General features: G+C 41.0%; 12 protein-coding genes. 8 read left to right on the top strand and 4 right to left on the bottom strand.

The features are described 5' to 3' along the window. Positions 1-43 precede the first annotated feature (43 nt). Entirely contained in the window at positions 44-301 is a 258-nt protein-coding gene (locus Q0Y52_RS01555; RefSeq protein ID WP_297817111.1) for a hypothetical protein, read from the bottom strand. 155 nt (positions 302-456) lie between these two features. Here Q0Y52_RS01555 and Q0Y52_RS01550 point away from each other — a divergent pair, with 155 nt between their 5' ends. The 4 genes from Q0Y52_RS01550 (at position 457) to Q0Y52_RS01535 (ending at position 2,610) form a co-directional block, all read left to right on the top strand. Next, complete coding sequence (locus tag Q0Y52_RS01550; protein ID WP_297817108.1) at positions 457-1,320, top strand: DUF1295 domain-containing protein; 864 nt, start codon at positions 457-459, stop codon at positions 1,318-1,320. A 64-nt stretch (positions 1,321-1,384) separates the two neighbouring features. After that, positions 1,385-1,930, top strand: coding sequence for a nucleotidyltransferase family protein (locus Q0Y52_RS01545; RefSeq protein WP_297817105.1), 546 nt, complete (start codon positions 1,385-1,387; stop codon positions 1,928-1,930). A 151-nt stretch (positions 1,931-2,081) separates the two neighbouring features. Next, positions 2,082-2,492, top strand: coding sequence for a hypothetical protein (locus Q0Y52_RS01540; protein ID WP_297817102.1), 411 nt, complete (start codon positions 2,082-2,084; stop codon positions 2,490-2,492). Next, on the top strand, positions 2,482-2,610 hold the full coding sequence (locus tag Q0Y52_RS01535; protein ID WP_297817099.1) for a hypothetical protein: 129 nt from the start codon (positions 2,482-2,484) through the stop codon (positions 2,608-2,610). The genes Q0Y52_RS01540 and Q0Y52_RS01535 overlap by 11 nt, the downstream gene beginning before the upstream one ends. A 261-nt stretch (positions 2,611-2,871) precedes the next feature. On the opposite strand, the gene Q0Y52_RS01530 is transcribed toward Q0Y52_RS01535, so the two are convergent. Next, positions 2,872-3,870, bottom strand: coding sequence for a D-cysteine desulfhydrase family protein (locus Q0Y52_RS01530; protein WP_297817096.1), 999 nt, complete (start codon positions 3,868-3,870; stop codon positions 2,872-2,874). A 321-nt stretch (positions 3,871-4,191) separates the two neighbouring features. Here Q0Y52_RS01530 and Q0Y52_RS01525 point away from each other — a divergent pair, with 321 nt between their 5' ends. After that, a complete protein-coding gene (locus tag Q0Y52_RS01525; RefSeq protein ID WP_297817093.1) occupies positions 4,192-5,892 on the top strand; it encodes an RluA family pseudouridine synthase in 1,701 nt (566 codons plus the stop codon). A 176-nt stretch (positions 5,893-6,068) separates the two neighbouring features. Here the strand turns inward: Q0Y52_RS01525 and Q0Y52_RS01520 are convergent, their stop codons facing one another. Then, on the bottom strand, positions 6,069-7,745 hold the full coding sequence (locus Q0Y52_RS01520) for a BCCT family transporter (RefSeq protein WP_297817091.1): 1,677 nt from the start codon (positions 7,743-7,745) through the stop codon (positions 6,069-6,071). Between the two features lie 410 nt (positions 7,746-8,155). On the opposite strand from Q0Y52_RS01520, the gene Q0Y52_RS01515 reads away from it, so the two are divergent. From Q0Y52_RS01515 to yghU, 3 genes are all read left to right on the top strand, one after another. Then, the gene (locus Q0Y52_RS01515; RefSeq protein ID WP_297817088.1) at positions 8,156-9,187 is read left to right on the top strand and encodes a rhodanese-related sulfurtransferase; all 1,032 of its coding nucleotides are present in this window, start codon (positions 8,156-8,158) and stop codon (positions 9,185-9,187) included. A gap of 115 nt (positions 9,188-9,302) precedes the next feature. After that, positions 9,303-9,560: an EF-hand domain-containing protein gene (locus Q0Y52_RS01510; RefSeq protein ID WP_297817085.1), complete on the top strand. Its 258-nt coding sequence runs from the start codon at positions 9,303-9,305 to the stop codon at positions 9,558-9,560. 180 nt (positions 9,561-9,740) lie between these two features. Beyond that, positions 9,741-10,604, top strand: a complete 864-nt coding sequence (gene yghU / locus Q0Y52_RS01505) for a glutathione-dependent disulfide-bond oxidoreductase (protein WP_297817081.1) — start codon at positions 9,741-9,743, stop codon at positions 10,602-10,604. A 118-nt stretch (positions 10,605-10,722) separates the two neighbouring features. Here yghU and Q0Y52_RS01500 read toward each other — a convergent pair whose 3' ends face one another. Next, positions 10,723-11,919 (bottom strand): dipeptidase, encoded by a 1,197-nt coding sequence (locus Q0Y52_RS01500; protein ID WP_297817078.1) that lies wholly within the window; start codon positions 11,917-11,919, stop codon positions 10,723-10,725. Between the last annotated feature and the right edge of the window lie 54 nt (positions 11,920-11,973).

Here is an 11,973-nt window from a genome sequence, read left to right as displayed (position 1 = left end):
TACTGCGTTTACTTATATTAAGTTTTGTACAAAAAATTAACAATCATCTATAGTCGATGTTTATTTCCAAAATTTCAACTGGATAATTGGCTAGTTTTGTCCGGTTTTGAACAGATCTTTTAAGAAAAATTCTGATACCGGACAAAATGATAATTACCGATACCACAAAAAAAGCTGCAAACAGCCGATATTGAGATTTGAAGAATAACTGATAATCAATAGGCCAGGAGGATTGGCAATGGCCAGTAAAGTTGATAACTCCAAGTTTCATAGTATCACCAACTTTATTAAATGCTTTCATTTGATCTCGTTTAGGGTGTAAAACTCAAAACATTAGAAAAAACTTTATGTTTTTTTGATAATATAAAACTATTCAAAAGAACTTTTTTTATACAGCGACGGTATAATGGTGGTCGACACTTATTAACCCTTTAAAAATCAAGGATATTTAGTTTCATGCAATTCTTTCGTGCTTTAATTGTTCATATTGTCGTTTTCTTTATAGCCACAGGCGTTGTATGGTCAGGAAGTAATGGTGGCCAGTTTTTAAATAGTGGTTTTGAAACTGGGCTGACTATCTTTGCAAGTTGTGCATTAATTGCCTTTATTGTGCAATGGTTCGCGTTGATCCCCGCATATCTATTAAAAACAGAACACTTTTATGACTTAACGGGGGGGGCTACTTATTTAGCCGTCATCATTTTTGCTTTTATTCAAAGTGAACAACATGATTTACGATCGATAGTGCTTACTTGCCTGGTGGCTATTTGGGCGCTCCGCTTGGCCAGCTTCCTGTTTTTAAGAGTAAGAAAACAGGGTTCAGATAGCCGTTTTGATGAGATTAAATTAAATTTCTGGCGCTTTTCTATTGCATGGACAGTTCAAGGGTTGTGGGTACTCATTACAGCCGGTGCAGCAATAGCTGCTATTACATCTAGCCATAAGACAGATTTTGGCTGGTTTGGAGCCTTAGGTTTGTTGCTCTGGCTGATTGGATTTTCAATAGAAGCGGTAGCCGACAATCAAAAGCGTGTCTTTAAACAACAAAAAAATACCCACAAAGAATTTATCCAAACTGGACTATGGGCTCGGTCACGTCATCCCAACTATTTTGGTGAAATATTATTATGGATTGGTGTGGCCGTCATTGCTTACCCCTCGCTTTACCAATGGCAACTAGTGACGCTTATTTCGCCAATATTTGTGATTTTATTATTGACAAAAGTTAGCGGGATTTCATTGCAAGAAAAGTTCAAGCAGACCAACGCTGGGCAGATGACTCTGATTATCAAGCTTATAAAAGACGTACCCCTGTTTTGATCCCAAAATTGTTCAGCTAAAATAAAACATAAACACGTTTTTTAAAGTTTGAGGCTTAGCGTCATTGATTGAGAACTATCAAAATAGACTTCAGGCTTTACTTGAAAATGACCCGCATCGAATGAAAACTTTGCGGGCAGTATCAACTTTAAGTTTGCCTGACTGCTGGGTGGCTGCCGGTTTTGTGCGTAACTTGATATGGGATTATTTACATCACAAAAAGACGCATTTGAATGATGTAGATGTTATTTATTACTGTCAACATGATAACCAAGGTCAGTTAGCTATTCGTGCTACTCATGAGTTGCAAGCACTTCTACCCGAGGTTAATTGGCAAGTCAAAAACCAAGCCTTGATGCATATTAAACGTCAGCATAGTCAGTATCTTAGCAGTGCTGATGCCATGTCATTTTGGCCAGAGCAAGAAACTGCTGTTGGTGTAAAACTTGACGAAAATGGCAAATTTTCTATTGTCGCTCCTTTTGGTCTTTCGTCTCTTTTTAAAGGATGTATCACCTTGAATCAAAAAGCAGATGAACACGCGTTTTGGCAACGAGTTGAAAAAAAGTGTTGGCTAACAACTTGGCCTAAATTGGTCATTAAAAAGTAAAACAGCCTAACTACGAAGGCTTTGTGCACGAGGAGCATAGAGGAATAAAAAGCAAAAAATTTATTGGGTTATTTTTTCTATGTACTCTTTTTCCTCTGTGGTAAATATTCCTATCTAATAGGGTTCTTCGCAATTTGAACATTCAGACCTAATGTCTTTGTTATTAAACGCGATAACTAGATTATCTCCTTCTTTTTGCAGCGATAACCTTTTGCTCGACTCGGTCAATACAAGTGAATCAGCTAATAATGCTATTACCGAAGCGTTATTATCAAGTGACTATGAGCTAAACGGTACGATTAATCGTGCAGCCAGTGAAGGCGCAAAATTTACGTTAATGATGGCGATGCTCGAACAAGAATGCATCCATAGACCACGCATAGAAGCGTCAAAACAAATAAATCAAGGTGCAGAAGTTAATGAAGAAATTAATCATGACTTCCATCATTATCGCAGGAGTCCATTGAGTGCCAATGATTCATATTGGCAAACCTGCCAACAGACCCGTCAATTAATACACAGTGGCCAACTTCACTCTGCTCTGGTTAGCCATGCATCCTGAACCTTTATCTCAATACAACCAATCTGATAAAATTGGTGAAGACGTTATCGCTAACTGCAGTATTAATACCCAAACACGCATGCAAATGGCTAAAGAAAAAATAGTTCATGTAGATTAAATTGGGCTATTTGATATGTTGCAGCAGTTAGGGTCCATTTCTGGCCAGGGATCTTTGTAACCTCAGCTAAAATCATTCCTTGATTTATCCTTAAATTTTGGCAACCCCGTGAAGATGTCTCATGCACTGCTCAAATTACTAAGGCAACCAGAATAAGCATGATCAAAAAATTGTGGGTTAACATATCACCAGAGTGACAACCGTGAAAAGAGGATGTTGGGGAGATAGAGGTTCTTTAAAGAGTATAGGAGTCATTTATATTTAATTATCAGATAGAGAAAAATCTAAATCGTCTGCATAGGCAAATAAGGATGGCGCTCCCCCGGTATGCCAAAAAAGGACCTGATCACTTTTTCCTATTTTGCCTGAACGGATAAGGTCAATAAGCCCAGCCATGGCTCTTGAGGTATAAACAGGGTCTAATAATATACCTTCAAATTTTGCAGTTAATGCAATGGCTTCATTCTCTTGTGGCCCAACAACACCATAACCATCACCCACAAAATCTGAATTTAAAATTAACTCATCTTTTGAGAAGGAATAATCCAAGCCTATGAACTTTGCCGTACTGATAATAAGCTGTGTAATCTGTTGGTCGAATGGCAGGCTAGCATTTGTGTCTTTGTCAATGTTGATACCCACTAATTCAAAGGTTTTTTTGTAAATATGTTTACCTAGAGTCAAACCTGCGTGGGTACCGCCAGAACTTGAAGCAAATACCACATGAGAAAACTCACGTCCTTTGTTTTGCTGCTGCAACTCTGCCACAGCATCAATAAATGATATTGCTCCCAATTCATTAGAGCCTCCATATGGCACTAAGTATGGCTTTTTACCCGCCGCTTTCAGTTGTGTGAATATGCGGGCTATATCTTCTCCTTTTCGATTAGTACCTGTCCAATGAATGTGGCAATCGAAAATATGATCTAATAACAAATTTCCTTGGGTTTTTAGTGGAGCTTCCCCGCCTAGTAACAGATGGCAGTCTAGGTTTAGTTTAGCGGCCGCTGCGGCAGTTTGACGGCAATGGTTAGACTGAGCCGCACCAGCTGTAATGATTGTATCGCAACCTTGCTTTAATGCGTCAGCCAATATGTATTCTAGCTTTCTTGTTTTATTTCCACCTAAAGCCAGTCCTGTCAGATCGTCCCTTTTCATGAATATTTTTGGCCCACCCAGAAAATGACTGAGCCTTGATAACTCAACCAATGGGGTGGGGAAAAACCCTAAAGATGTTTTCTCAATCTGTTCTAATTGCATAGAATATTTCACATTTGCCAATAATATGTCTGGAGTATATAAGTTTATCCGTCAGTGGTGATATGCCTGTTTTAGAAAATCACACTTACAATTTTTGACGAATATGAATATTAGTCGACTAACATGGCAAATATGTTTGGTATGCCTTATTAAATTGTAAGACTTGTGCCCCTTAAAGTATCATCGGGTGCATTATAAGAAATCAAGTATGAGAAGGGCGCTAGGGTATGAATGCTATGTACTATTGGGATGGTAATCTAGGCAATAAGCAAAGACTAATATTACCATCTCTAGTCAATGCACAGGACTTGAATTAACAACATGAATACAGAATATCCTTGTTTTACGCGTTTTACTGAATCTATTGAAAAACATGACTTGCCTCAGCGTTTTACGTTTCCATTTTATTACCAACCACATCCCCTATGTGTACTGGCAGCAGAGCAGTTACAGCGCCACCTTGAAACTCAAACTCAATGGCAACACAATTTTGGTTTGTTTGATGATCCCACTAATATCATTGGCAAAATGTTTGGCGTGTTATTGGTAAGGAATGTTCAGGGAGATTTGGGTTTTATATCGGCCTTTTCAGGTAAGTTGGCGGGGCAAAATCATATCTATGGTTTTGTGCCCCCGGTATTTGATTTATTGGCCCAAGACAGTTTCTTTTTATCAGAACGAGTGGCTATTAATAAGCTAAATGAAGAGATAAAAAACTTAGAAAACACGCCAGAATTATTAGTGTTAAGGCAACAGTTAGTCACATTAAAAGCAGAGCATGCCCAACAGCTATCTGCGCTCAGGGAAGAGTTAGTTGAAAACCGTAAAATCCGCAAAAAACAGCGCCAGAGGCTGCAGAGTATTGGCGATAAAAACCAAGATAAAACTATCACAGATAAAGGCCTGCAAGAACTCGCGCAACAAAGTGTGCATGATAAATGGCGCTTAAAAGAGTTAACCGAACATTCGCAACAATTAATAGGGCTGTTGCAGGTAAAAGTGAACGAATTTATTGATCAGATAGCCCAGTGTAAGCTACAACGAAAAACCCTATCTGCAGATTTACAAGCTAAAATATTCTGTCAATACCAGTTTTTAAATAAAGAACTAGTGCCTAAAAGTCTGGTGGATATTTTTGCAGATACAGCTCTTAAAACACCTCCGGCTGGAGCAGGGGAATGTGCGGCGCCGAAGCTTTTACAATACGCGTTTCAACAACAACTCACGCCTCTGGCGATGGCGGAGTTTTGGTGGGGAGCATCGCCCAAATCAGAAATGAAGAAACATCAGCAGTATTATCCTGCCTGCAGCGGTAAATGTCAGCCCATCTTAAAACATATGCTGGTTGGTATGCAGTTGGATGAGAACCTACTCATTCGTAATTATGGGGAAGACAAAAAATTAGATATCATTTACCAAGATGAAGACATCTTAATAGTGAACAAACCAACAGAGTTTTTATCTGTACCTGGAAAAGAAATATCTGATTCTGTATATCAGCGAATCAAACAGCAATTTCCTGAAGCGACTGGGCCGCTGATAGTGCATCGGTTAGATATGTCTACATCCGGTTTGATGGTGATAACACTCAACTCACAGGCAAATAAATATATACAAAAACAATTTATCCACCGAGAAGTGTACAAACAATATGTGGCGTTAATCGAAGGTTTACCACTAGAGGATGGAGGAGAGGTAAATTTACCCTTAAGGGGCGACCTTTACGACAGACCCAAACAAATCATGTGTCATCAAGATGGCAAACCAGCTCACACCCTGTGGCAGGTGCTTAAACGTTACCCTGAGAACAATCAAACAAAAGTACTATTAACCCCGCATACCGGCCGGACCCATCAATTAAGAGTGCATTGCGCCCATGCACAAGGGTTGAATATGCCCATAGTGGGTGATGATTTATATGGAATTCCTGATAAGCGCTTACATTTGCATGCACAAATTTTAAAAATCAAACACCCTACTAGCAAAAAAATAATGATATTTAAGGTTGATGCGGAATTTTGAGTACTGACTAATTGTTAAAGATTTAATCAGGTTCCCCATTGTAACTTAGTTAATAATTGGCAAATTACGGTTATACATTTAACTAAGATATCAAGGGCGGTCGTAAACAGTGTAAATAGTGTAAATAGTGTTTAGCCTGTGCAAGCACAGGGCCCTTTTTTTATATCAGTAGCAGATTATCCTGTAGGCTTTGCATTGTTGTTTGCAAATGTGGTTTGTACGCCAGCAGCCGCTCGCAGGCCATCGTTGAATATCGCAAAGACCAGTGCAAAACACATTAAAACCATCACAAACGAAAATGGCAGCGCCCCAATGACCATCGCCGTCTTAATAGCCGCTGTACCACCAGAAATAAGCAGCCCTGCCACCACAAGACCAAGAGCCGCACCCCAGAAAAGGATATGTGGCCGGGCTTTGGGACCTTCGTCGCCACCTGCGTTTATAGTGTTCACAATCAACACTGCCGAGTCAGCTGATGTGACAAGGAACGTCATCAATAGGACAACGATCAATAGTGTCATGCCCCATGATAACCATTCACTGACTGGCTCTAACATGAATTGTGTCATGGCAAAAATTTTGTCAGCGTTGGCCGCATCAAAGATGATACCGTTGGCACCGCCATTTAGTTCCAAATCGATGGCAGTTCCACCGGCCCAAGCAAACCAAATAAAACACATAATTGATGGTACTAACATCGCACCAAGTACAAATTCACGTATTGTGCGCCCACGAGATATACGTGCAAGAAATAACCCTACAAATGGTGCAAACGCAATCCACCATGCCCAATAAAACACTGGCCACCAGCCCTGCCACTGTGTCAGTAAGAATGCCTCTGATCCTTCAACGCCATCTGTCTTCCAGACATTAAAGCTCATCTGTGGCAGTGCGATAAGGTAATCCCAAATGCCAAAGAATATCGCGTTGCCACCAAAGAACGTTGCGCCAAAGATGATAAAAAATCCGAGCAAGATGACCGACAGAACCATGTTGACATTGGAAAGCCATTTTATGCCTTTACCCACACCGGAAAGGGCAGACAAGGTTGAAGCTCCCATAATGATTACCAACGCAAAAATGATACCGAAGGTGGTTGTAGCGCCCTCTGCATTTACCAGACCGCTAATACCAATGCGAGTCAGTCCTGCAACAAATTGTTCCACACCAAACCCAAGAGTCTGTGCCACACCCAAAATGGTCGCAACAACGGCCACAATATCGATAATATGCCCCAATGGCCCAGACAGCGACTTGCCAAATAAAGGCGTCAGCGATGATCGTATGGTTAATGGTAATGCACGGCGATAGCTAAAGAACGCCATTGAAAGGCCGGCAATGGCGTAGCAAGCCCATGCGCCTGTACCCCAGTGCAAGAATGACCATTTGTATGCCATGCGCACATTGTCAGCCTCACCGCCTGTGGTGATCCCTTGAATGACCTCAGGGTTGTTGGCAAAATGGGTAACGGGTTCGGCCACTGCCCATGTCAGCATACCAACACCAATCCCTGCACTGAACATCATCGAAAACCATGAGAAATTTGAAAATTCAGGTTTCTCACCCGGTTGTCCCAAGTTAAGCCGGCCTGCGGCAGGCCAAATTGCTAAGCCAATACATACAATCACAAAAAGGGCGACACCCCAGATGTACCAAGCTGCGAAATTGGCCAGAATTAGAGAGTTCCAATCCCCCAGTAACTTGCCTGCATGGACTGGCCAAAAGATCGCCCAAACAACCAGTGCACTGATTATGATTTTACTCACGACAGTCACATCGACACTAAAGCCCCGATAAAACCCCGACGTCGCGAGCTTAATCGGAAGTTTTGATAAAGCTGGTTTTGGTGCCATGATTGTTTCCCCTTTGACTATTCTTATTGGGATTAACTAGACATGAATCAGACACCCAAACGAAATAACTAACCAACTAAGATAGCACGCTTGCGCAATGCATGACACCTAGCTCTATTTGTGGATAACGATCTTGTATTCTTAATTAGCAAACTGATTAACAATTCTGCATTGACGTGTGTTGGTGTGAGGGGAACTCCTCAATATGCAAACTGGTCACAGAAGGGACTCTGAGCAACGTGCAATACGGACGCCAATCTGGATGGCAGTAAGCGATGATTTACATCGCATTGTCATAACATACCCATGTTATAACAAACTCCTAAAATTGACGCAAAACCCCCAAACCTGCTAAGATCTCCTTTCAATTTTTGCTCTGGGATTACGCCCCAATTCGCAAGGTAGTTATTATGTCACATATTTCAACTCTTTCAGGTACGTCTGAACCAGCAAAGTACGTTGTTTGCGCGTTATACAAATTTGTCACACTCGAGAATTTCGAAGCCCTTCGTGAGCCTTTACTGCAGTTTATGGAGTCTAATAATATCAGAGGCACGTTGCTTCTCGCACAAGAGGGCATCAACGGCACTGTTTCTGGTACTCGCCAAACCATCGATATCTTACTTGATTGGTTGAACGCTGATGAGCGACTTAATCCAATATCGGTCAAGGAGTCTGTAGACGAGACCCAGCCGTTTCACCGTACTAAGGTCAAGCTTAAAAAAGAGATTGTGACTATGGGGGTGCAAGGTATAGATCCCCTTAAAACAGTGGGTACCTACGTTAAACCTGCTGATTGGAATGCTTTGATTTCTGATCCTGAGGTGTTGTTAATTGATACTCGTAACGATTACGAAATTGAAATTGGTACTTTTAAGCATGCGGTTAATCCCAATACAGAGTCTTTTCGTGAGTTTCCTCAATATGTGAAAGATAATCTAGACCCAGAACAAAACAAAAAAATAGCGATGTTTTGTACCGGTGGTATTCGTTGTGAAAAGTCGACCGCTTATTTAAAAGAACAAGGGTTTGATGAGGTGTATCACCTTGAGGGTGGCATTCTTAAGTATCTACAAGACGTGCCAAAAGATAATACCTTATGGGAAGGCGACTGTTTTGTGTTTGACAATCGCGTGGCGGTAAATCACGATTTAGAAAAAAGCCATTATGACCAATGTTACGCATGCCGTTTGCCTATTACTGAAGAAGACAAAGAAAGTGACGAGTTTGAAGCGGGTGTGAGTTGTCCCAAGTGCTATGGTAAACACACTGAAGAACAGCTTGCAAGGTTCACAGAGCGAGAAAAACAAGTGAGTTTAGCCAAAGAACGTAATGAGGAGCATCTTGGTTTAGAGGCGCGTAAGGCCATCAAGTTAAGACGCCAACACAAGGCTGCTAGTCGTCGGGCGCAGCGCACTGCTATGGGTAAAAGCAACGGTTGATTGACTTAAAAATAGACGACTTATTTGACCGCTTTATGAATAGAATATAGACACTGACTCGTCATAAGCGTTAAACTTAACTCATTAAAATTTAAGTGAAGAAATTGGATAGATTATGTCTGAGAATGCATCTGAAAAAGCATTAGCCCCTGAAAAAATTGCTGAAGTTAGACAAGAGTTTGATTTCTTTGACGTCGACGGCAGCGGTACAATAGGCTTAAGAGAATTTATTGAGTTGTTAACGGTTTTATCGCCCAAGACCAAAGCGAGCCATGTTCAAGAAGGCTTTGGTTTAATCGATAAGAACAACGACGGCTCTATCGACTTTGAAGAGTTTTTAGAATGGTGGCAACAGTCTTGGTGGGAATACTAGCGTTAGTCGTTGGTCACACTTAATAAAAGGGTTTCAAATTTTTGGAACCCTTTTTAGTATATACAACCTGTTCTTTTGTGAATAGTTTATGTTCAACATTTACCCCTAAGTGGGCGAAAGATTTATTATGTTAGTCTTACCTCATCATTATTCACTTTATTCTGAACGGGAAACCTTAATATGACAGATGCAACTTACGTCCCCCCTAAAGTCTGGACTTGGGATGCTGCAAGTGGTGGGAAATTTGCCAATATCAATCGCCCTATTGCCGGTGCAACCCACGATAAAACGTTACCAGTTGGTAAACATCCTTTGCAGCTGCACTCATTAGCTACGCCTAATGGTGTAAAAGTCACTGTGATGTTAGAAGAGTTGCTGGCAGCAGGTTTTACTGGGGCAGAATATGATGCTTATATAGTGAATATCATGGAAGGTGAGCAGTTTGGCAGTGATTTTGTTGCTATCAACCCTAATTCAAAAATACCAGCTTTAATGGACAACAGCGCTAACCCCCCGACTCGTGTATTTGAGTCCGGGGCTATTTTATTGTATTTAGCAGAAAAATTTAACGTTTTTTTACCCAGTGATCCTGCTAAAAAGGCAGAGTGTACGTCATGGTTGTTTTGGCAAATGGGCAGTGCGCCGATGTTAGGTGGTGGATTCGGACACTTTTATGCTTACGCACCAGAAAAATACCAATATCCGATTGATCGTTATGCGATGGAAGTCAAACGTCAACTTGATGTACTCAATATTCACTTATCAGATAAAGAATTTATCTGTGGTGACCAATACACTATTGCTGATATGGCTATTTGGGCATGGAATGGCGCTATGGTGCTAGGCAAGTTATATGAAGCGGCTGAGTTTTTAGATGTTAAGTCATATACACATTTATTACGCTGGGCTAAACAAATTGATGCTAGGGATGCTGTGCAGCGCGGTAAGATGGTCAATCGCAGTTGGGGCCAGCCTGAAGGTCAACTACGCCAGCGTAATGACGCCAGTGATTTTAATAATAAAACCCAAGATAAACTTGGCTAAGACTAAAGCTGTTAGCCCAAAGTAAACAGCTGCCCAATAAAAAGCACCTTATCAATAAGGTGCTTTTTAACATCAATCTTTAACGTGCTATATATTACATTGCATTTTTGTGGTTTTTTTAGTGCTGTGCAGCGAATTGTTCGTTGGTCTTCCAAACCCGCATAAAGTTACCGCTAAGGATTTTGATTATATGTGCATCGGTGTATCCGCGATTTAATAAACCTTGTATTAAGTTGGGATACGTCGACACGTCTTTTAAATCTGTTGGTAGGGAGTCGCCCACACCGTCATAATCAGAACCAATGCCTACATGGTCAATGCCAATCAATTTTACTACATGGTCAATGTGATCTAACACGCTGTCTAATGCAGCGTAAGGCAGTGGGTTTTCTTCGGCAAATTGATCTCGAAAGTTTTTATACTCCTCGCTGTCTGGACCAAATTTTTCTTCTGCCGCTTTTTGTCCTGCACTGCGTTTTTTGCTCCACGCATTGGCACGTTTAGTGACAAAGGTTGAACCAAAGTTAATTTGGATTACGCCACCGTTTTTGCCCAGTGCTTTGATCATATCGTCGTCCATATTACGCTCAAATCCAGGTGTAAATGCGCGCAATGAAGAGTGTGAGGCAATCACAGGTGTTTTCGTCATTTCTATGGTTTGATAAAAAGCCGCATCAGAGACATGGGAGATATCAATTAACACGCCAACCTTGTTCATCTCTTGCACCAACTCTTTACCAAACGGACTGAGTCCTTTCCATTTACGGCGCAAATCATAGGATGAATCAGATATGTGGTTCGCTTGTGAATGAGCAAGTGTTATGTAACGAATTCCCCGTTCATAAAAATGTTGCAGGTTGGCTAAATCACCTTGAATAGGTGAACCGTTTTCCATACCCAGTGGTAATGAAATAAGACCCTTTAAAAATTGTTGTTCGACATCTGTTGTACTGGTAGCAATTGCAAATTTATCGGGCGCGCGACCCACTATTGCCTCAACATAATCAATCAGCTTGTCGGCTAACTTAGTCGAATTGGCAGAATTATCTAAACTGGCTGGAATATAAATCGACATGAAAGGCGCATTGAGGCCACCTTGTTTGGCGCGAGGGTAATCAAAATCACCATCTGCTGTGGCTTTGGTCACATCTACCCACTTTTTTTCGAGGCGATATGGCACATCAATATGGGAGTCAATAATAATATTTTCTTGAGCCATTTTATTGGCTTTATCACTGACTGTGATAGCCGAAACATGACTGACACATAATGTGCTGATAGCAAACACAGCACTGAGGTTAAGTATTCTATTCACGATGATAGTCTCCCGAGGTTTAATTATCTTACGATCCATTCCATTTATTTCAAT

It is taken from the genome of uncultured Paraglaciecola sp., assembly GCF_943787955.1.
Classification (GTDB): Bacteria; Pseudomonadota; Gammaproteobacteria; order Enterobacterales; family Alteromonadaceae; genus Paraglaciecola.
The sequence above is the reverse complement of the archived record's forward strand: the minus strand, read 5'-3'. Positions and strand labels throughout refer to the sequence as shown.